At 40.1% G+C, this 22,277-nt stretch carries 17 protein-coding genes, 2 pseudogenes and 1 other annotated feature; of the genes and pseudogenes, 3 read left to right on the top strand and 16 right to left on the bottom strand.

Features of this window, described 5'->3' with window-relative positions; translation table 11 throughout:
• The first annotated feature begins 82 nt into the window (after positions 1-82).
• Complete coding sequence (locus tag QE429_RS07435) at positions 83-970, top strand: selenium metabolism-associated LysR family transcriptional regulator (protein WP_307285851.1); 888 nt, start codon at positions 83-85, stop codon at positions 968-970.
• A 41-nt stretch (positions 971-1,011) separates the two neighbouring features.
• Here the strand turns inward: QE429_RS07435 and QE429_RS07430 are convergent.
• Positions 1,012-1,377 (bottom strand): annotated as a pseudogene (locus tag QE429_RS07430) (glutathione-dependent formaldehyde dehydrogenase); the annotation flags it as partial.
• A 38-nt stretch (positions 1,378-1,415) separates the two neighbouring features.
• Here QE429_RS07430 and QE429_RS07425 point away from each other — a divergent pair.
• Complete coding sequence (locus QE429_RS07425) at positions 1,416-1,724, top strand: spore coat protein (protein ID WP_307285849.1); 309 nt, start codon at positions 1,416-1,418, stop codon at positions 1,722-1,724.
• 186 nt (positions 1,725-1,910) lie between these two features.
• Here the strand turns inward: QE429_RS07425 and QE429_RS07420 are convergent, their stop codons facing one another.
• The 12 genes and pseudogenes from QE429_RS07420 to QE429_RS07365 all read right to left on the bottom strand — a co-directional run bounded on the left by QE429_RS07420 (position 1,911) and on the right by QE429_RS07365 (position 15,634).
• Positions 1,911-3,410: an acyl-CoA synthetase gene (locus QE429_RS07420; protein ID WP_307285846.1), complete on the bottom strand. Its 1,500-nt coding sequence runs from the start codon at positions 3,408-3,410 to the stop codon at positions 1,911-1,913.
• 446 nt (positions 3,411-3,856) lie between these two features.
• Positions 3,857-4,597 carry a 3-oxoacyl-ACP reductase FabG gene (gene fabG, locus QE429_RS07415; protein WP_307285845.1) on the bottom strand — a complete coding sequence of 247 codons (741 nt, stop codon included), beginning with the start codon at positions 4,595-4,597 and terminating at the stop codon, positions 3,857-3,859.
• A complete protein-coding gene (gene phaZ, locus QE429_RS07410) occupies positions 4,594-5,496 on the bottom strand; it encodes an intracellular short-chain-length polyhydroxyalkanoate depolymerase (RefSeq protein ID WP_307285843.1) in 903 nt (300 codons plus the stop codon). Before phaZ ends, fabG begins: the two co-directional genes overlap by 4 nt.
• Before the next feature lies 1 nt (position 5,497).
• Positions 5,498-6,511 carry a 3-oxoacyl-ACP synthase gene (locus tag QE429_RS07405; RefSeq protein WP_307285841.1) on the bottom strand — a complete coding sequence of 338 codons (1,014 nt, stop codon included), beginning with the start codon at positions 6,509-6,511 and terminating at the stop codon, positions 5,498-5,500.
• A gap of 17 nt (positions 6,512-6,528) precedes the next feature.
• Positions 6,529-6,708, bottom strand: a complete 180-nt coding sequence (locus tag QE429_RS07400) for a hypothetical protein (protein WP_307285839.1) — start codon at positions 6,706-6,708, stop codon at positions 6,529-6,531.
• 13 nt (positions 6,709-6,721) lie between these two features.
• Positions 6,722-7,711 (bottom strand): branched-chain amino acid ABC transporter permease, encoded by a 990-nt coding sequence (locus QE429_RS07395; RefSeq protein ID WP_307290742.1) that lies wholly within the window; start codon positions 7,709-7,711, stop codon positions 6,722-6,724.
• 14 nt (positions 7,712-7,725) lie between these two features.
• Positions 7,726-8,586, bottom strand: a complete 861-nt coding sequence (locus QE429_RS07390) for a branched-chain amino acid ABC transporter permease (RefSeq protein WP_307285835.1) — start codon at positions 8,584-8,586, stop codon at positions 7,726-7,728.
• Positions 8,587-8,603: 17 nt separating this feature from the next.
• Positions 8,604-9,311 (bottom strand): ABC transporter ATP-binding protein, encoded by a 708-nt coding sequence (locus tag QE429_RS07385; RefSeq protein WP_307285832.1) that lies wholly within the window; start codon positions 9,309-9,311, stop codon positions 8,604-8,606.
• Positions 9,289-10,062: an ABC transporter ATP-binding protein gene (locus tag QE429_RS07380; protein WP_307285830.1), complete on the bottom strand. Its 774-nt coding sequence runs from the start codon at positions 10,060-10,062 to the stop codon at positions 9,289-9,291. The genes QE429_RS07385 and QE429_RS07380 overlap by 23 nt, the downstream gene beginning before the upstream one ends.
• Before the next feature lie 118 nt (positions 10,063-10,180).
• Positions 10,181-11,372 (bottom strand): annotated as a pseudogene (locus tag QE429_RS07375) (substrate-binding domain-containing protein).
• Between the two features lie 153 nt (positions 11,373-11,525).
• Positions 11,526-14,774, bottom strand: coding sequence for a winged helix-turn-helix domain-containing protein (locus QE429_RS07370; RefSeq protein WP_307285827.1), 3,249 nt, complete (start codon positions 14,772-14,774; stop codon positions 11,526-11,528).
• Positions 14,775-14,884: 110 nt separating this feature from the next.
• On the bottom strand, positions 14,885-15,634 hold the full coding sequence (locus QE429_RS07365) for an SDR family oxidoreductase (RefSeq protein ID WP_307285824.1): 750 nt from the start codon (positions 15,632-15,634) through the stop codon (positions 14,885-14,887).
• A 134-nt stretch (positions 15,635-15,768) separates the two neighbouring features.
• On the opposite strand from QE429_RS07365, the gene QE429_RS07360 reads away from it, so the two are divergent.
• On the top strand, positions 15,769-18,306 hold the full coding sequence (locus QE429_RS07360; protein ID WP_307285821.1) for a bifunctional diguanylate cyclase/phosphodiesterase: 2,538 nt from the start codon (positions 15,769-15,771) through the stop codon (positions 18,304-18,306).
• A gap of 23 nt (positions 18,307-18,329) precedes the next feature.
• Here the strand turns inward: QE429_RS07360 and thrB are convergent, their stop codons facing one another.
• From thrB to QE429_RS07345, 3 genes are read right to left on the bottom strand one after another with little or no spacing between them, the layout of a single operon-like run.
• On the bottom strand, positions 18,330-19,244 hold the full coding sequence (thrB, locus tag QE429_RS07355; RefSeq protein ID WP_307285820.1) for a homoserine kinase: 915 nt from the start codon (positions 19,242-19,244) through the stop codon (positions 18,330-18,332).
• Positions 19,234-20,301, bottom strand: a complete 1,068-nt coding sequence (thrC, locus tag QE429_RS07350) for a threonine synthase (RefSeq protein WP_307285818.1) — start codon at positions 20,299-20,301, stop codon at positions 19,234-19,236. Before thrC ends, thrB begins: the two co-directional genes overlap by 11 nt.
• Positions 20,298-21,593: a homoserine dehydrogenase gene (locus QE429_RS07345; protein ID WP_307285816.1), complete on the bottom strand. Its 1,296-nt coding sequence runs from the start codon at positions 21,591-21,593 to the stop codon at positions 20,298-20,300. The genes thrC and QE429_RS07345 overlap by 4 nt, the downstream gene beginning before the upstream one ends.
• 289 nt (positions 21,594-21,882) lie before the next feature.
• Positions 21,883-22,092 (top strand) — a binding site (T-box leader).
• The last annotated feature ends 185 nt before the right edge of the window (positions 22,093-22,277 follow it).

The raw sequence follows: 22,277 nt of genomic DNA, 5'->3' as shown, positions 1-22,277 counted from the left end.
TTTAAATTTTCGTGGTAAGATATACTTTTCAACCCATCTGTTAAATCTATTAATATCAATCGAAAAGTACGGAGTGAGTTTCTTGGATTTACACCAATTATATGTCTTTTCAAAAGTAGTCGAACATAGAAGTTTTTCAAAAGCGGCCGAAGATATTTTCTTAAGTCAATCCACTGTCAGTTCCCACATTCAAGCGTTAGAAAAGACACTTGGAATTAAGCTTTTTGATCGTGTTGGCAGAGAAAGCATCCTGACACCTAATGGAGAACGCTTGTATCAATGGGCCCGTAAATTGCTTTTACTTAAAGATCAAGCCCTACTTGACCTAAAGCAGGGGATGACTGAGCTTCGAGGAATGATTCGAATTGCAGCCAGTTCAGTACCGGGACAATTTATGCTACCCAAAATGGTCAAACGATTTAGAGAGAACTATCCTGAGGTGAGTTTTCATATCAATCAATCTTCTTCAAAAAATGTGGCTGAAAAAGTTCTGAGTGGATTGGTGGATTTCGGCATTTTAGGCGAGAAATATGAGGACGATAAGCTTCGCTATATTCCATTATTGAAGGAAAAGTTAGTCCTAGTTACCTCGAATGAATTGAATCTAACAGGACCTGTAAATATCCAGGATATCTTACATCACCCTTTTGTGCTGCGTAATTCTTATTCTGGCACAAATGCCATTTTTGAAAAATTCTTAAAAAAAAATAAGCTAGCAAAAGATCAGATCAATGTTATTGCCTACATAGAGGACGGACAAAGCCTTCTACAATTTGTCATTCAAAATGTAGGAATTTCGGTAATGTCAGAGATAGTCGCAAAAGAATATTCCAGCAAAAACATGCTGAAGTTGCATGAACTGTCTGGTTTTTCAGATGAACGGTATTTCTATCTAGTATACAATATTAATAAAACACAATCGCTTCTCTCTAAACTATTTATTGAGGAGGCAATTGATTTAGTAAAATAAACGAGGCACGGATCATCCCTGCCTTGTTTTTTTCGGTTTAAAGGTTTTACTATTACTTTAATACAATCTTCCGTTCTTGTATCAAAGACCTCATATCCATGCTTCGCTTGTTCTAATGGAAGCACATGGGTAATAATATCGCCTGGGTCAACCTTCCCTTGATTGATCATATCGTAAAGGAACGGCATGTAAGGAATAACAGGGGCTTGTCCTGTTTTGATGTCAACGTTCCGATTAAAGATATCACCAAGAGGAAATGCATTATATCTGCCGCCATAAACACCTGTTACTTGTATCGTTCCACCTTTTCTAACCGCTTGACTCGCAATAACCAATGCCCCCATCGCTCCACCATGAAGCTTCAAACCAGAAGCAAGAAATTCAAGCGGGGTCATTTTCCTATTCAGCAATTACAGCAGTTTTTAACCAATCGGAGGGATGATCGTTGAATCAATTACTACAAAACTTAATGGGTATGGGTGGTTTGACGGACCAAATCATTGCAACAGATTTCCTCATCTCAGCTAAGGTAGGAATTAGAAATTATGCTGTCGCAATTACAGAAACAGCTACTCCAGAATTAAAAGCTGCTTTAAGAGTACAATTGAATGATGCTATTGCCACGCATGAAAAAATCACGAATTTTATGATAGAAAGAGAATTTTATCATCCATACGATTTAAGCAAACAGCTCCATGTTGATTTAACCGTAGCAGACACTGCCTTAAACCTCGCCAACAAGATAATGGATTAAGAAGAAAAGCGTAAGCGCCTTAATCAGCCCCGACAGGCAAATGTTCTTCTGCAAAAAAAGTCGCTCTTTGACTTTTATTGCAGAAGGTTATTTGTCCCGAGGGGCTAGGCGCTGGAGCTGGACAATTCTCGAAGTCGATTTGATATTTTCTCGTGCAATAAAGGGAGAACGCTCACGTTCTCCCTTTTACTTCTGCATACTCATTTCTTTTAAAACCTTTTTATCTATTTTTCCTACATGGGTTTTAGGCAATTCTTCTAAGATGGTAAACTGCTTAGGAATTTTATATTTTCCTAATTTAGCCTTACAGTAAGCTCTAAGCTCTTCCTCAGCCAATTGCGATGAGTCTTTTAGAACAAGAAAAGCTGCAACCCTCTCTCCCCATTTTTCATCCGGCAACCCTACTACAGCCACTTCATCAATAGCTGGATGGTCAGCGAGCCAGTGCTCAATTTCAAGAGGATACACATTCTCACCACCGGTAATGATCATATCTTTTTTCCTTCCGACGATATAAAAGAAACCATCTTCATCCCTTTTTGCTAAATCACCTGTTTGTACCCATCCATCTCTTAAGGTTTCAGTCGTTGCTTGTTCATGATTCCAATAATAAGAGAAAGCATGCTTCCCCTTTATGCAAAGTTCACCGACCTCATTTGCACCGGCTTCTTGACCGTCTAATTTCATTAGTTTGATTTTATTAAACAGCATTGGTTTTCCAACTGAACCACGTTTAACTTGAGCATCTTCTGGACTAATATAAAAATTATTCGGGCCTGCTTCGGTTAACCCATATCCCTCTTTAAAAGCCAGTTTCTTTTTTTGAAAAGCTTCGTATATTTGTAAGGGACATGGTGCAGCACCTGATAAAAAGATCTTCATCGTCGGAAAATCATTCTTCTGAAATTCATCGGTATGGATCAGCATATGATACATGGTTGGCACCAACAGTATTATGGTGCAGTGAAAATGATTAATGGACTCCATCGTTTTTTGTGCATTAAACTGGTCCCCTAGTACCACAGTTCCTCCAATCAAAAGAATCGGAATGCTTAGTGCATTTAAGCCCCCTGTATGAAACATGGGCAAATAGTTTATGGTGACATCATCCCCTGTCAGGTTCCAACTAATAATGGTATTCGTGGCGTTGCACAGAATGGATTGATGACTTAAGACTACGCCCTTTGGTCTCCCGGTAGTTCCTCCTGTATAAATCATCGCTAACGGGTCCGTTTCAATGATGTCCTCAGGGCAATTATCTGCTATTGATAAAGAGGTGATATTTTCATAGCTTTCCTCTCCTACATTAAAACAGCTTGAACCTAGGTAAGCGAATTGATTCCTTAAATCTTCAAATTGAAGATGAATCCCGATGAAGAGCGGGATGCAGTCCTGTATGATTTCTTTTAACTCATGTATGGATAACCGCCAATTAAGCGGGACAAAAATAGCGCCGATTTTACTGCAGGCAAATAATAAGTCCAAACAACTGATGTGATTGGGAGATAGTAACGCAATCCGATCTCCTTTTTTAGCGCCGCGTCTCTGAAGCCAGTTTGCTAAAGAAATAGCACGGTTATTTAATTCTTTATATGTCCACGTTTTATTTGTATTTTCATCGATAACCGCTATCTTATTTGGTGATAATCTAGCTCTATTATCCAGCCAATCCAGTTCCCACCTCACCGAACAATCGCTCCTTCACTACTAGATGGAACCATTTTACTTTTACCTAGTTACATAGAAGTTACATATTGTCATTTAGCTTGGTTTTAGGTGGGGTGAGAATGGTTATCGACACGTTTTCGAAGGATATCTACACGTTTTCTAAACATATCTACATGATTTCACAAGATATCTACACATTTTAATAAGATATCTACATACTTTCAGTAGATATCTACACGTTTTTGAACTTTATCTACAAATTTCCTTTCTACAAAAAAACGACCCCTCAAGGTCGCTTTTTCAAATAATAGGGGAATAAAAATTTCGACTTCGAGAATTGTCCAGCTCCAGCGCCTAGCCCCTCGGGTCAAATAACCTTCTGCAATAAAAGTCAAAAGGCGGACTTTTCTTGCAGAAGAACATTTGCCTGTCGGGGCTGATCAAGGCGCTTACGCTTTTCTTTCTCACATCATGATTCCACCATCTACATGAAGCACGGTTCCATTTACATAATTGGATTCATCTGAAGCTAGGAAAAGATAGGCATTGGCAATATCCTCGGGCTTTCCGAGTCTAGCCAATGGTACCATTTGCTTCATTTGATTTAATACTTTTTCTGGAACCTTTGCCGTCATTCCAGTCTCGATGAAGCCCGGAGCAACAGCATTCACATTAATACCTTTTCGCCCTAACTCCTTTGCCCACGATTTCGTCATGCCGACCACGCCTGCCTTCGTCGCCGCATAATTGGTCTGTCCAACATTCCCGTAAATACCAGAAACAGAAGAAGTGTTGATAATTCGCCCTTTCCCCTTCTCAATCATTGATGGTAACACAGCTTGTGTACAATGGAATACACCTGTCAGGTTGACATCGATAACCTTTTGAAAATCCTCTACCGTCAACTTTGATAGCATAGCATCTCTTGTGATTCCTGCATTGTTAATCAGAATATCGATGTTTCCATATACCTCACGTACTTTTTCAACCATCGAATCTACACTGGCACGGTCCGCAACATTAACTTGAAAAAATGCCACATCATAGCCCTTTTCTCGTAACACCCTTGCCTGCTCTTCACCTTGTTCCACATTAAAATCTGCCATAGCCACTTTTGCACCTTCTCGTGCAAAAAATTCTGCTGCCGTCAATCCAATACCAGCAGCAGCCCCTGTGATAATAGCTACTTTATCTTTTAATCTCATACTTTTACCTCGCTATCTAAAAATTGTTCCATTTCAGTCAACAATTGCGGAAGATCATCTACTAACGCTGAATGACCGCAACCTTTTAATTTAACGGCTTGAGCTTTATCTCCCAAGTCATGAAGAAGTTCATCCGTCATCTCCTGTACAACCACCATGTCCCGCTCCCCGTACAACACCAATACAGGTACATGAATGTCATCTACTTTTCCATTACCGTCTACTAACCCATTAGAATGATGGCTAATATTAAACGTATTTAAAGCATAATACACCTCAGCAAGGTTACGCTGTGTACGCATATCCTGTACATATTCATCATAGCGTTCGGTCTCAGGCTGATTATGTGTATAGATAACCGAATTCCAAATCAATTTCAGCAACTCCGTATTATTCGTGTCATAGGCTGTTTGAATAGGAATGGTTCGAACAAGATCTCGCTTCAATTCTTCGTGCATACTTAATCTCTTTGGCTCGTCTTCATCTCTAATTTTTCCAATATACGGATAACCTCTAGTAGATGCTGAAGCAAGCAGGATGAGTTTATTACAATAGCCTGGATAATCGGCAACAAATTGCATCCCAATCGCACCACCTGTTGACCAACCAGCAATCGCAAAATCCCTTAAGTTAAGCGCATCGACAAACAACTTCACATCATCTGAAAAATCTTTAATGGACATGACTAAATTTTTATAAGTCGAGCTTCCAAATCCGCGTAGATCAACCGCATAGACCTTATACTTTGAATCGATATTTTCATAGACAAGATCCCAATGCTTGGAGGAAGTCATATTCCCATGGATTAACAATAGCTTTGTCTCTCCACCCTCTCTTTCACGGTAGGCAAGTGTTTCCCCGTTTGACAGCAGCACTTCTTTCATTGTTACATTCACCATACTATTCACCCTTTCCCCACTTAATGGTTGTAGCTCCCCAGGCATAGCCAATTCCTGCACTGACCATGACAACTACATCGCCTTCCTTTACTTTACCCGCCTCTAAGGCCAGTTCAAGTGATAGAATTTGATCGATTTGGCCGATATGCCCATAGTCTTCGAGATAAATAGATTGCTCTTCAGACAAACCTAATTCCTTTAACACATAATTATGAGCGGATTTCTTCATGTGGAGCATAGCTAAATAGGCAATATCTTTCTCACTAAAACCGCTTTTTCGAACCGATTCGCGGATTACCTTTAAAAAGTAATCCATCGACTTTTGTTCTAAGCGTAATTTCATTCCTTCAGGGTCAAGGACATCCAGCTTATTCAGACGGTTTTCTATTGCCTCTTTACTTATGGGGTTCTTTGTCCCACCTGCTACTACCACAACATCTTCCGAAAAAGAACCGTCTGTGATCATTTTCGTTTCTAATACCAGGTTTTCGTTATGACCTTTCCTAAGAAGAATGGCTCCTCCACCCGCTCCGAGATTATACATAAACCGTGTCCTCGGATTCTCGTAATCAATGAAATCCACGTTCCGGTACCCGCCTGCCAAAAGGACCGTTTTAATATCAGGATCTGCAATCATCATATTTTTAGCTACTTTTAATGCCATCACCGTTGTTCCACATCGTAAGGCTACATCAAAAGCCCAAGCATTATAGGCCCCCACTTCCTCCTGCAGTTTAATCCCGGCAGTCCAGAGAGGATACTCCTTATGTTCCTCGCCGATATAGATGACTAGATCAATTTCTAATGGATCGATCCCGACCTTGGCTATTGCCTGTTTTGCTGCAATAATCCCCATTTCACATGTATGATCGGATGGACCTGGAATACACTTCTTCTTTATTCCCATCTTTTCTTCGACAATGCCAGCCGGGATACCTGCTAATTCTGCGATCTCTTTCCCTGTCATATATTGCTTTGGTAAATAAATCCCTGTACTCAATATTCCAACCTGCAAACTTATCACCTACTCATCTAGGTTTCTTCTGCCATTTCTTGCATGAATTCCATGGCATCTTCAATGGACTCAAATAAGGTTTCCCGCTCTTCTTGTACATGTGTTACCTTGATTCTCCAATGTTTTCTTCCTGACTCTTTCTCAACAGCTGCCAGTTGAAAACGAACGACGAAGGAAGCAATTTGATTGATTTCCACTGGTTCCCTCCTTCTACCCAGCCATTTTTTCTTCTTTTTTAACGGAAGGTTGTTTTTTACGCTTCCAAGAAAGGGTGCTTAACGTACCAACAATTCCTTTTGGAAAAAACATAACCACCAAAATATAAATGATTCCAAAGAAGATGATCCACCGCTCAAAAATCCAATGCTCTTTTGCCAGTTCGGTCAGCCAATCATGTGCAAACTCGATTAATCCTGCTCCGATGATTGCTCCAACTAAGGTTCCAACTCCGCCAATAATGGTCATTAATAAGGCATCTAACGTAATATCCATGGAAAATACGCTTGTATTCACATATCGGAGTGAGATGGCATATAAGATGCCGGCTATTCCAGCTAAAACCCCTGAAACGACACTCGCAGCAATTTTATAATGCAAGATATGGAAGCCTAGTGATTCTGTCCGTTGCTCATTTTCTCGTATTGCCTGAAGCACACGGCCAAGCGGCGAATTGGTGAAGCGTTTTAATATCAAAAACACGGCAACCATTACAATCAGACAAAGGAGGTAGAAATTAGTGCGATCAATAAACTGTTCCGGTACACGAAAGGTAAATCCATCATTCCCATACGTCATAGTGCGCCATTTTTCCGCTAGAACAAGAAATAGACCAGATAACGAAAGGGTGAGCATTGCATAAAAGTGACTTTTTAATCGAAGGGTTAATAACCCTACAATAAAGCTCACAACTGCTGTTAATAAAATGGTGGTCAGGACTGCCAATAAGAAATAGGGCATAGTCGGTTCAAAGCGTTTCATAAATATCCCTATCGAATAAGCACCAATTCCAAAAAACATGGCATGCCCAAATGAGACAATCCCTGTAAAACCTAGTAATAGATCATAACTCATGGCAAAAATAGAAAATACAAACACTTGTGTTAATAAAATAAATAAGTTTCTAGATTCATATACAAAAGGCAAAAGGAGCAAAAAAGCTGCTGCGACTAACACCATGGCCGTCATTCTATTTCCCTGCATAAACCTCAAAGTATTCACCCCTTTGCCCCGAATAAGCCCTGAGGCCGAATAATTAATACGATTGCCATGAGGAGCATATTAACAGCAAGAGAAAGGTCGGGCACATAATATGCCATGAAAGAGCCGGAAAGTCCCACTAAAATAGCGGCTAAAACAGAGCCCTTAAAATTGCCCATACCTCCGATAACCACAACGATGAAGGCAAGTATGGCAAATTCCATTCCCATGCCTGCATGAATGACACCAGAGTAAGGTCCAAGCAGGACACCGCCAAGTGCCGCCATGCCAGCCCCAATCATAAAAACAAACATAAACACCCGCTGAATGTTAATCCCAAGTGCCTGAACCATTTCTTTATTCATAACACCCGCTCTTACAACCAAGCCGATTTTGGTTTTCTTCAGCAAATATTGAACCCCAGCAAAAATGAGCAACCCGACGAAAATAATGAATACACGGTATTTGATAATCACGACGCCGCCAAGCTCCCAGCTTCCCTTTAAATAATCAGGTGGAGAAGCTTGCAGCTGATTCGGCCCCCAAATCACCTTCAACATCTCAGATAATACAAGCATAAGCCCCAGCGTTATTAATATTTGCTGTACATGATTTCCATAGACCGGTTTGATGATCCACTTTTCTGTGATGATTCCCAGTATAAATCCCGTGATAATGGCTCCAAATATTCCAACAAGAAAGCTATCCGTTTGAGAATAAATCCAAAGACCACTATAGGCTCCCCAGGCAAATAAACCGCCGTGGGCAAAATTCAGAACATCCATTAAGCCGAAAATTAACGTTAATCCTGCGGCCAATAAAAATATGAGCATCCCTGTTGCTAAACCATTTAAGGCTAAATTCATGAATAAATCCACGAAGAATTTCCTCCTTCCTAAGCAATTCCTAGGTACTTCCGTTTCATCTCTTCATTTTCTTTTAGTTGCTTCATCGTTCCATGACTAACCGACCTGCCGTCATCAATGATGTAAAAACAATCACCAATCGTGCTTGCCATCATAAAATTCTGTTCGACTAAGACAATGGTTGTTTGTTCTTTCATTTGTAAAATGGACTCCATTACTTTTTCCACCACGATCGGTGCTAACCCCTTACTCGGTTCATCAATTAATAAAAGTTCGTTTTCATTTACGTAGGCTCTAGCAATGGAAAGCATTTGTTTTTGTCCACCGCTTAGTAATCCGCCCGGCTTTTTCCAAAATTTCTTTAAGTCGGGAAACAAGTTTAGGATATAATCCATTCGTTTAGCTGTTTCGTCGTTGTCTTTCTGAATAGCCACTTTCATGTTCTCTTCGACGGTTAAACCGGCGAAGATTCCCTGATCTTCTGGAACGTAACCAATTCCTTTTTGAGCAATGGTATAGGTTGGCAGTGTCTGGATCGACTCACCTTTAAACACAATGCTTCCCTTAGACGCAGGATTTAAGCCCATAATCGTTCGTAACGTGGTTGTTTTCCCTGCTCCATTTCTTCCAAGAAGGACGGTCACTTCTCCTTTTTTCACTTCTAAAGAAACGCCTTGGAGTATATGGTATTGGCCAATAAATGTTTCTACGCCATTAAGCTTCAACAGGTCGTTCATCGAAATGACCTCCTAGGTATGCAGACTGAACAGTTTCGTTTTTCATAATCTCTTCAGGGGTTCCGTCAGCAAGGAGCCTGCCATTAAATAGGACCATAACCGAATCGGATAAATCGAGAATCATATCCATTTTGTGTTCAATCAGGATGATGGTTCGTACTCCTTGATCCTTAATTCGTTTAATCACTTCTAATATAGCGGGAACTTCTTCAAGTGACATCCCTGCTGTTGGTTCATCCAACAAGAGGACTTCAGTTTCAAGAGCGAGGAGCATGGCAATTTCCAATTTCCGTTTTTCTCCGTGTGCCAGATTACTAGCTAATGAATCTTTTTTATCATCTAAAAGCACAAGCTTTAGCCATTCTAATGCCCGCTCTTCGAATGACCGGTACTTTTTATAATGCAACAGCATTTGATAGCGGACGCCTGCTTGAGATTGGACTGCTAATCTGACATTTTCTAGAACAGTTAAGTTCGGAAATACGTTTGTAATTTGGAAGGAACGTCCTATTCCTGCTCTTGTACGATGTGTTGGGGAGTAACGTGTGATGTCTTTCCCACGGAAGATGATTCTCCCCTTTGTGGGTGCTAATTGGCCGCTAAGTAGATTAAAAAATGTCGTTTTCCCTGCGCCATTGGGCCCGATAATGGATTTAAAGTGCTTTTCTGGGATGCTAATACTAACGGAATCGACAGCCGTATGACCGCCAAAGCTAATGGATAAATCCTTTGTTTCAATCAGAGTTGCCATCTGTTTCACCACCTCTATTTGCTAAAAATAAGGAAGAGGGCGACCAGTGATGATTTCGGTCAAACCCTCGTCATGTTTATTAATGGAGCACACTCGTTTCTTCTTAATTGTTATAGATTTACTTGTTGCGAATTGGCGGTGCTGTTTCCTCAGGAGATAATTCTCTGATTAATACTGGCACAGGATATGGAACGCCATCTTTCTTTTCTAATTTAATCGCATATAAGGTTTGCAGTGCCTGGTGATCCTCTTTACGGTAAGTCATTTTGCCTTTAGGCGTATCAAAACTCATACCTTCCATCGTTTGAATCAACTTAGCAGAATCTGCATCTCCATTTGTTTTCTTTAATGCTTCCACAATGGAAATCGCAGCACTCATACCACCTGGTGTAAATAAATCTGGAACATCGCCGTTAAAACGTTTCTTATGCTCAGAAACGAGCCAATCATTGATTTTATTTTTTGGCAGGTCATGATAGTAAACAGTGAATCCTTCCATGCCAATGAGCGGTTCCATTGTTGAAAGTGCTGCAATATCCGGTGCGCCAGTGGAAATCTTGATTCCTTTTTCTTGAACCTTCATATCAGAAAGCTGCTTCCACGGAGAGTTAGCACCAGCCCATACGACAAATAGATAATCTGGTTTCGCATCTACAATCTTTTGAATGTTAGAAGTGAAATCTGTAGCAGCAGGATCTGCATATTCTTCTTTAACGATTTCTGCACCTAGCTTTTTCGCTGCTTCTTTAAAGGCAGCTACTCCATCACGGCCAAAGGCGTAATCTGGAGCAAGTGTAGCAATTTTAACTCCCTTCTTTGCGATAGCTGCTGCACCGGCAACTGCATCCTGAGAAGAGTTACGTGCGGAATGGAAAATATACTTATTAAACTCTGAACCTGTAATACTATCAGCTGCTGCTGGTTCAACGACCATCACTTTTTGATATTTCTTCAGCCAGCGGAAGTACAGCTAATGTATCTGCTGAACTGGAGGATCCTACAAGGAAATCGACTTTGTCTTCCTCTAATAGTTTCGTTGCTTTTTGTACGGCCACCTCAGGCTTCGTTTCCGTATCTTCTACAATGAATTCAATTTTGCGTCCGGCAACTTCCATTTTCCCTTCCGTTGCATAATCAAGCCCTAGTTCAAAGCCACGTAATGTTTGCTTTCCATAAGCTTCTAGAGCCCCCGTCTTAGAGGCGAGAACACCAATCTTAATTGGTTCTTTACTCTCGGTCTTTTCTCCACCTTTGTCCTTCGGCTCTGATGATGACTTATCGGAGCTGCACGCACTGGCAAAAACCATCATAAAAATAAGTAATCCTAATAATGCCCATCTTCCTTTGTACCCCTTCACTCTTTTTCCCCCTTAAAATTGTAATTCACAAACTGGCAAAGCTTTGATTTTAGGATAGATGAAGAGAGTTACATAGTAGTTACAAAAAAAGAACAGCCCTTTATGTTAAGGCTGCTCAATCGGATTAATTATGTTCTGTGATTCAATAATCATGTTATACATATGCTTTGTCGGTTCTAATGGGGACACACCGAGTTCTTCCTCTAGCACTTCTGTACATTTTTGATACCATTTCATCGCTTGCGGACGATTGTTTTTTCGGTAATAACAATACATCAACAAACGATAGGCTTCTTCCCAGGTGCGGTCACGCTCTAGCATTTTTTCACACCAGTAAATAGCCGTATCGTATTGTTCTCTTCGAACCATTACCTGCGCCATCTTTTCGGCACCTCGTAAGAAGTATACAAGCATACTTTCTCTTTTACTTATACACCAATCATCATACCGGCGGTCTGGTAAGTATTCTCCCTGGTAAAGAGTTAATCCCTTTTCTAATAAGTACCCTACTTGATCCGGGTCCGCTTCATTTAATCCGTCTTGAATCCACGCTTGAAATTCCGTTGTATCCAATTCGATAACCGCTTGTGGGTTTACCCCATAAAACATTCCTTCCCTAATGATGAAAAAGGGAGCAGCCCTTGCTTTTCTTGCGGGTTCTAGAACGGTTTGAAGACTGTTCAATGCCACTTTGAAATCGCGATCCGCACTTTTTTTATCCTGATAGGGCCAAAGAATTTGAATGATCTCATCCTTAGCCATTGGCTCACCTACTGTAACAAATAATTGAAACAATTCCTTAGCCTTTTCCCTTTGCCACTCCTTGTCAGTCACCTCTTTTTCACCAAGCCAAAGCTTAAACTGACCAAGCGTTTGAACACGAATGGAATAACCAGGATGAGAACCAAGCGGAGCTATTCCCATATCCTGAAGAAGTTTTGCCACATACGTTTGGCGAATCTCTTCCTTAAAGGCTTCTAATAATAGCGGAACACATATTTGTAAATCCCTCGGGCTAAAAACGGATCTCTTATGAAAGAAAAATTCATACTCATTAATCTGCAAGATACGTAAAAATTCTGCCATCCTTTGCCTAAACTCTGCGGTTCTTTTCTGTATATAAAATACATGGGATAGCCAAAACGCACTTAACATCTGTCCAAAGGTATCCTCACATTGCATAAAGAGTAATTGTGTTTTTTCTAAAAAGCGATGAGCCTCTTGTAAGCGGTCATTATAAATACAGGTAATACCCATACACAGAGTAATCAGGGCTGAAAGCCATACATCATGTACCTTCTCTGTTTCCTGAAGAGCCTTTTCACCTGCCTCTATTGCACGTTCCAGCTCGCCTCTAGTTCCGTATAAAATACACAGTCCCATAAGCGGTTCTGCTTTGCCCCGATCCACATGAAGCTGATCCATAATGTCTAACGCTGTTTGATAACAGGTTTCCGCTAGATTTGAATCATATTTATTTAATACTTGTACTGCATGACCCATACGAATCCAACCGCAAGCTTCAACGAAAGGGGCATTTAGATTGATCCCTTGCTGTATGCCTGCTTGAGCCCGCTCCTTTGCTTTTATCCCTTCCCCAGTAAAAGCATCAATAAGGGAAAGCAATAGATTAGTCTCACGGTGGGCCTGAGGCAGGGTGGTTGCATTTGTTTCTTTTAAAGCTGTTTTTTTAAGGTTAAGCGCTTTCTTTGCTTGTTGAAAACGACCGGTTCGTAAAAATAATCTAGCCTCTAAATTTCCATCTAAGCTGTCAAGCATCGATTCTTTCATCTTTTGAATCCATTTTTCTGCTTCAGAGGCTTTACCTATGTTTAATAGATTCTCAGAAAGTAATTGATACAACTTTCCCTTTTCCTCTGCCGTACTCTTCGATTTCTCCCGGTGGGCGATCGCCTCATATAAAAGCTTTTCTGCTTGCTGTGGTTGAATGGTATCTAAATAAATCTTGGCTTTCCCTTCTAACGCCATGCTCATCCCTAAATTGTCCTGCTTTTGCTCAGCACCTGTAAAAGTTTTTTCATAGAATTCCTCCGCCTCTTTATACTGAGAACGGTAACGGAACACTTCTGCTTTTAAAAACCAAAGAAAATAATAGGCTTTCATTTCGGATTCTGGAATTACGGTCAACTGATCGTACAGGCTTTCTAATTTGCCGCTTTCAAGCATTTTTAGGCCGTTCTCTTGAAGAATGGATGCCACAGCTTTATAATGATTAATTTTTTTATAATGGTGAAGTGCTTCTTCCCACATTTCTCGTTTTTCATAAAATCGAGCCGCTCTTTCATGAAGCACAGCAAAATTAATAGGATTGTTTTTTTTAAAGGAATTTTCCAAGAACTCTTTAAAAAGAGCATGGTAACGGTAATGAGTTAACCCTACTTTTTGTATAAAAAGGTTTCTTTCTTTCAATTGCTCTAGCATTCCGGAAGCACCTTGAAGACCCATCACCTCATCGCAAAGGCCTTCCTCTATTTCATCAAAGATTGAGGTTTGTTCTAAAAACTGTTGAATGATCGGTGGCTGTTTTGAGAAGACTTCCATCACTAAGTATTGGAATAGATCTTGAAGTGAATGTGAGGAGTGTTCAAAAAGATCCGACATATCTTGTTTTAGCGGAATCTGCTGAGCAATCATACACAAAGCGATTACCCAGCCTTCTGTTAACTGATAAATAGTTTGTAAATGACCGGCTTCCATCTCTAATCCATAAAGATCGGTTAATAGCAGTTCCATTTCTTCCATCGTGAGAACCAGGTCTTCTCTAGTCATTTCTAGTAATTGCCCACATACCTTCATTTTCGTTAAAGGCTTCCATCCTGGTCTGCTTCTGCTGGAAATGACAATATGTAGATTGGATGGTATGTGTTCAATTAATCTCTCTATCCAACTATTGATGGTATAAGAATGCTCAATTTGGTGAAAGTCATCCAATATTAAAGTGATTTCATTTGGGATAGACAGGACTTCATTTATAAAAAGTGAACTTAACATGCCTAGTTCTTCATTGCGAATATAACGGTCCATTGTATCAATGTAATTTGATAACTCGGCCCCAAAATCAGGAACAACACGGCGAATGGAATGAATGACGTAGGAAAGGAACGGAAGGATATCATCATCCATTGGCGAGATGGAGTACCAACACCCTTGTATTGCTTCATCTCTCATAAATAAAGCAAGTGCCGTACTTTTTCCAAAACCAGCTCCTGAATGGATGATGGTTAAAGGATATTCTGGAATCTTTTTCAGTTTCTGTGTTAACTTTGCTCTTCTGATGAATTCATCCTTAACCGCAGGGATACGTAGTTTGGTTTGAATAATTGGCAGCTTCAATTTATGAGACCTCCTCTCTCTTTTTCACAATATTTACACTATTTTACCATATTGTGTTTCATAAGTGTACGAGATTGGACATAACAATTAGAAGTGCCAATCGAGGATTCTTACTCCGTGTAAATCATTTTACGTGTCATTCCACCATCAACTACTAAGTTAATCCCTGTAACAAAATCATTTTTCGAATCCGTCAAATAGAAGCAGGCACGAGAAATATCACTTGGTCTTCCTACACGCTTCGATAAATGCTGCTCATGATCCTGTTTTGTTAACTGCGACTCGTCTCCTGTGTGAATCCAGCCAGGTGAAATGGAATTGACTGTGATGCGATCATTGCTAAATGAAGCAGCCAATGCATGTGTAAGGGCTGTAATTCCCCCTTTTGTCGCAGCATATGCCTCGGAATTTGGCTCGGACATTAGTGCTCTAGTTGAAGCAATGTTTACAATTGACCCTCCACCTTCATTCTCTCGCATGTATTTAGCTGCTTCCCTTGAGCAAAGGAAAACACTTCGCAAGTTGGTGTTGATAATATCATCCCATTCTTCAATCGATAATTTATAGGGAGATTTAAACACACTCTTTCCGGCGTTATTAATTAATATATCAACCGCTCCAAATGTCTTTTTAGTTGTTTCAAATAAATCAACGATCTCCTTTTCCGATTTTACATCCGCTTTAATAAAATGTACTTCTGACCCTTTGTTTTTGAGTCCAAGAGCAGCCATGTTCCCCAGCTCAGAATCCAAATCAGCCATAACCACTTTTGCTCCCTTTTCTGCAAAGGCAGACGCAACTCCAAGACCAATTCCATTTGCAGCTCCGGTTACTACAACTACTCTATTAAGAAAATCCATATGCCACCAATCCTTCCTTTTTCTCATATTTTATATAATATACGGAAAATGCTCGTAATAAAAAAGGACATGCTTGAAAACACTAATCTGAGAATAGAGGCTAGAGACCGCTTAGCTCATTGGAGTGTTCATATTTGTCCATTAAGAAAAAGATTCCGCTGCTTTTTTGTATTTTAGTTTTCTTGATTCTACTTAGCAATAATACCTTTCATTTTTTACGATCTAAAAATCAGTTGCTAAACTATAATGAAAAAGAAATCGAAATGATTATCAAAGAGGTTTCCTTCCAGGTAGAAAAAACAAAGGAAGGATCGCTTTATGTTGAAGATATTCTTGGCAGGGATCTTAGAATTGCCTCATTAGCCATCAAGCAAAAACTCCCACCAAACTATCAAGATATAAGCAATGAACAGTTAATAACATTAGCTAAAGAAGTTGGCGTTTCTCATATCACTTTGTTAGCCAAAACACCGGATGATATTATTGGCGTCAAATCCTCAGATCCTGAAGAAATCAACATGTCTACAAAGGATTGGGGGTATTGGTACGATGCCTTCCGACAGCTATTCGCCTTAACACCTGTTTCCGTAGGTAAAGGAATTACCTTACCATTTTATTGGTCAGGTCCTATAGAAATTGCTTCCTCTGATCCCGATCACATTGATAAGTGGGGCTATTATTTTGATGGGTCTACGAACTACATCATCAATCCCTATTTTCGAGACAATGAAGTGTTAGAATACGAGGAACGATTTGGGCCTGGAAAAATCATTGAAGGCTTTATAAAAGAACGAGCTGTTTTAGAATTATCGGTTATTAACCCTAAAAACTTTGGAAAAAAGAGTGAAGTAGTTCATTTAAATGGAAACAGCTATATACGTATCTCTGCCAGACCGATTTGGTATGGATCTTACAAATACCGTAATGTAAAAACAGATTCAGCATTTGTTCAAAAGGCAATTACAGATAACCAAGTGCAATCTTATCGGGTTTGTTTAAAGGGAAAAAGTGTTATGAAAACCTTTGTTCCAGTCTTTCCAGAAAACGACCAACCCTATGTCATTGGGCTTGTCTATAATTATGGGCTGATTCAGCAAGAGTTAAGCCATGAATTATTAGTACACGTGCTCTTGTCCATTGCCATAATGATCATAGTATTGATTATCAGCTTTATCTTTTCACGTTCCATTACACAGCCGATTGGTTATATAGTGGATCAGGTGAATGAGATCGCACAAGGAAATTACGGAAAAAACATCCGTTTAAATCGTAAAGATGAATTAGGGCTGTTAACAGAGAACGTAAATGCTCTTTCTAAGCATTTGCAAACATATGTGAAGGACTTGAATCAAAGTAAAGAGCTTATTGAATATCAGGCCTATCATGACCCATTAACAGGTTTATTAAACAGAAGATATGTACTTGAAAAACTAACCCCTTTTATTAATCGAGCCAATGAAACTGGTGAGAATATTTCAGTTTTATTCATCGACTTGGATCGGTTTAAACAAGTAAATGACTCCTTTGGACATAGCAAAGGAGATGAGATTTTGAAGACTGTTGCCAGCCGTATTAAAAGCTGCCTGCCTACAAATGAGAATACTATAATTACGAGGCAAGGCGGAGATGAATTTATCATTTTTTTAGTGAATTTTGGAACGTCCGAGACGCTCATTGTTGCTGAAAAAATCGTAAGCAGTTTAAAAAAATCCTATTCTCTTGATGGCAGTGAAATCTACCTTGGTGCCAGTTGTGGTATTAGTATCTATCCTGAACAATCAAAGGATATTGATACCCTGGTCATTTATGCAGATTTAGCCATGTATGCGGCTAAGAAACTGGGTGGCAATAAGGTAATGGCTTACTCGGACAAAATTAATAATCCAAATATGAAAAGGCCAAGATTTGAAGCACGTTTGCGTCACGTAATAGAGAATGGAAAAATTGAAGTGTTTTATCAGCCTAAGATCCAAGCGGATTCTAATAAAGTGTTTGGTGCAGAAGCATTGGTTAGATGGAATGACGAAGAATTGGGGTTCGTGTCTCCTGATTTGTTTATCCCGATTGCGGAGGATACGGGCCTTATTCAACCATTGTGGGAATTTGTCATGAAGACAGCCTGTCAACAAGTGAGCAGGTGGAACATGTCCATTCCATTTCCTCTATCAGTATCGGTAAATTTCTCAGCTCGTCAATTCCAAGAGCCTGACAACATGGTGAAACGGGTTCAAGAGATTCTTTCTGACAGTAAGTTAGACCCAAAGAATTTTGAAATAGAAATTACGGAAAGCATACTCCTAAATAAATCAACTGAAATTGTCCATGCATTGCAGACCCTTCAAAATATGGGCATAGCCATTTCTATTGATGATTTTGGTACTGGTTACTCTTCCTTAAGTTATTTAAAGGATTTACCCATTGATTCTTTAAAAATTGATAAATCATTCATTCAGAATATCGATGTAGAATGGAGAAATTCAGAAATACCAGAAGCCATTATTAATTTTGCCCGCAGCTTGCATCTTAATGTTATCGCAGAAGGGGTAGAACAGGACTATCAAAAGGAATTTCTACTAGCAAAAAATTGCCTGCAAATGCAAGGGTACCTCTTCAGTAAACCATTGAACAAAGATGATTTTGAAAGGTTTATATTGGACGCAGAAAAAGGGTGACCCATCGGTCGCCCTTCTCCCTACTATTTCACTAGTCCTGCTGAACTTACAATGCTTCCCGTATTACATATGGTCAATTCCTTTACATTCATCTCTGGGAATTCAGCTTGCATTGTTTGCATAAGCAGCTTCCCCTTACCTTTTTTGATAAAACAGAGCACTGTTGGTCCAGCTCCGCTTAAGGCTACTCCGAATGCACCGCTAGCCTTGGCCAATTGTTCCATTTCTAAATAGGAGTGAATCAGCGGTTTCCGATAGGGCTGATGAAATAAGTCATTCTCCATCATTTTCCCCGCCAATGTCCAGTTTTGACTTAATAGAGCTGCCACTAATAAATTGGCCGTGGAAGAAGCTTGGATTGCCTCGTTCTGAGAATAAGTTGTAGGCAGTACTTCTCGAGATTCTTTCGTCAGTAAGATTTCTGATGGAATCATAGCTACCATTTCGAAAGGAAGATCCCTAAATGAGAGCATATCCACTTCAGTTTGACGATAGCAGCCAATCACCAATCCACCAAATAGGGATGCCCCCACATTATCAGGATGTCCTTCCCATTTAGTAGCTAGGAGAAGTTTCTCTTGGGTAGTCAATCCTAATTCTCCTACCGAGTCAGCCAGCTCAATACCAGCAACAATGGCCGCTGCACTTGAGCCAAGTCCTCGTGCTAATGGTATATCACTCAGGATGTTAATTTTGCATGGTGGGAGCGTCACCCCATAATTCGCTGCGGTTTTAATAGCTACTTGGCAAATAAAATGACTCTCATCAGATGGAAAATCCCTCAATTCTTCACATTCAGATCGACATTCCCATTTGTCATGCTTCTCAATCTCTAAGGTCAAATAGAGATTGAGTGCCAAACCAATGGAATCAAATCCTGGTCCGAGGTTTGCTGAACTTGCTGGCACTTTGATGCTTAATCGCTCATTATGTGTCACGTTGGACAACACCTTTGATATGACCTTTCACCGCTGCTTCATCATTCGGTAGCTGTACGGGCTTAACAAGACTGTTGCCAATCGCCGTATCTGGATCCTTCAATCCGTTTCCAGTAAGAACCGCAACAATTTTTGTTCCCTTTTTCACCTTACCCTGTTGGATACTTTTATAAATGCCAGCAATCGACGCACAGGATGCAGGCTCTGCAAAAACTCCTTCTGATGAAGCTAATTTTTTATAAGCAGCTACGATTTCTTCATCACTTACTTCATCAAATTGCCCATCTGATTCACGAACAGCCGAAACCGCTAAATCCCAGCTGGCCGGGTTTCCGATTCGGATGGCTGTTGCTATCGTTTCTGGATTTTCAAATACTCGGTTATACACAAGTGCAGCTGCACCTGCTGCTTCATAACCAAACATTCGCGGCAATCCTGTTCCCTTCTTATCAGCAAATTCCTTAAATCCTTTCCAATAGGCACTAATGTTTCCTGCATTTCCCACTGGGATGGCTAAAATGTCCGGAGCTTCCCCTAACTGCTCACATACCTCAAATGCAGCCGTTTTTTGCCCTTCGAGTCGGAATGGATTTACTGAATTTACTAGTGTGATGGGTTCTTCTTCGCTTATATTTCGGACCATTTGCAATGCTTGATCAAAATTCCCCTCAATAGAGATGATTTCAGCACCATACATCATTGCTTGTGCAAGCTTCCCTAAGGCAATCTTCCCTTCTGGAATAACGATTATACACTTTAAACCAGCTCTTGCTGCATATGCCGCTGCAGCAGCAGAAGTGTTACCAGTGGAGGCACAGATTACTGTTTTGCTTCCTTCCTCCACTGCTTTGGCAACTGCCATTACCATTCCTCTATCTTTAAATGAACCGGTTGGGTTTGCCCCCTCCATCTTCACATAAAGGTCCACATTCCATTCTTTAGAAAGCCGTTCGAGCTTGATTAAAGGTGTGTTCCCTTCATTTAATGTTAGTTTAGGAGTTTCATTATTTATTGGTAAAAATTCTTGATATGCTTCTAATAGTCCTGGCCATCTCATAATGATTTCCTCACAACCTTATATGCGCTTTTAATTTCTTTTACTGCAGCTAAATCATATAATTCTAGTAAAATTTTATCGTAATTGGTGACAGATGCTCTGTGTGTCACTAAAACAATTTCCGAAGTTTCATTCTTCTTAATTGGTAGTTGAAGGATTTTTTCAAAGCTTACTCCATATTTTGCAAAAATAGAGGTAATATCAGCAAACACACCTACCTCATCCTGAACATGAATTCTTAAGAAATACTTTGAAAATTTCTCATTATCCTCTTTTAATCTCTTAGGGTATTGCGGTGTTACAGCACTTCTTCCATTCACACCAAGCCTTAAATTTTTGATCACACCCACAAGGTCAGAAACAACGGCTGTAGCAGTTGGCATACTTCCTGCTCCAGGGCCATAAAACATCGTCTCTCCTACCGCTTCACCGTACACATATACCGCATTGTATTCATTTTGCACAGAGGCTAGCGGATGGTTATCTGACAAGAAAGTTGGTGCCACACTTACTTCCACTTTCTCTCCTTCACGGTGTGCGAAGCCAATTAATTTCATTGTATAACCCAATTGTTTGCCATAACGAATGTCTTCTTCTGTTACATTAGAAATTCCACTTACTTTTACATCTTCTAAATCGATATGCATAGAGAAGCCCAATGTAGCTAGAATGGTCATTTTTCGAGCCGCGTCTAAGCCTTCCACGTCTGAGGTTGGATCAGCTTCTGCAAAACCCAGCTCCTGTGCTTCCTTAAGAACTTCGTCATAAGAGCAGCCTTCGTTGCTCATTTTTGTTAAAATATAGTTAGTGGTACCATTTACGATCCCCATCATTTGTGTAATTCGGTCAGATGCCAGGCCGTCAGCGAGGCCTCGCAAAATAGGAATACCTCCAGCCACACTTGCTTCATAAAACAAATCACAACCGTGTTCGGAGGCAACAGTTAACAGTTCTGAACCATGCAAGGCCATTAAATCTTTGTTAGCTGTCACTACATGTTTTCCTTGACGAAGAGCAGTGATTAAATAATCTTTTGTTTCTTGGACTCCACCCATTACCTCGATGACAACATCAATGTCATTGTCCAAAAGAATATCATCAGCACTTGAAGTTAACATTTGCGCTTCTACTTCAACAGGTCTACTTTTATGTAGGTCTTGTACAAGAATTTTTTTGATAACAACAGGACATCCCACTTGGTGAATTAATTTATCTTGATGATTTTTAATGATTTTGACTACACCAGAACCCACTGTTCCTAAGCCTAATAATCCAATCGAGATTGCTTTCATGTGTTCGCCTCCTATACATGTGTCCGTATACCACGCACAAATGTTTTTCTGTTGTAGACATTATATGACTGTCTGAATTTTTTTACAATATATTTATTTGTGCAAAAGTCCATGTAATCGCTTACTATAGCGCCACTATTGAATAACTTTTTTACTCTATAATCTTTCTGCTAAAAAGACAAATTTTTTTCCTCTTTATCCCTTTACAATGCTGAAGGTATCGATGTAGAATAATCCCTATATTCATTTAAATTTTGAAATTTCAATCAAGTTAGTATATTCTATATTTGAAAAAGTAATGATGAAGACGGCATTAAGAGAGGACTTCAGAGAGCCGGTGGTCGCTGTGAATCGGTGCTCTTTCTTAAAACGCCTAGCCCTTCTGAACTGGCTGCTGAAATAAGTAGGCTAGCCCGGTAGAAACCGTTAATTTCTTGAGGCTGCAATTTCTTTTTATGCAGCAAAAGAGGGTGGCACCACGTGACAATACGTCCCTCATAACAAGACAAATCTGTCTGTTATGAGGGACGTTTTTTATTAGAAGGGTGTGTTAAAGAACATTGTTGGTTTTTATACCCTGTTGATTGGAGTGGAAGGCACGAAGACTCCTGTGGGAGTACGGGTCAGGGGAGACCCCGCAGGCGCTTGCGCCGAGGAGGCTCGCCGAAACGCCCACGGAAAGCG

Source organism: Bacillus sp. SORGH_AS_0510 (assembly GCF_030818775.1).
Taxonomy (GTDB): domain Bacteria; phylum Bacillota; class Bacilli; order Bacillales; family Cytobacillaceae; genus Neobacillus.
The sequence above is the reverse complement of the archived record's forward strand: the minus strand, read 5'-3'. Positions and strand labels throughout refer to the sequence as shown.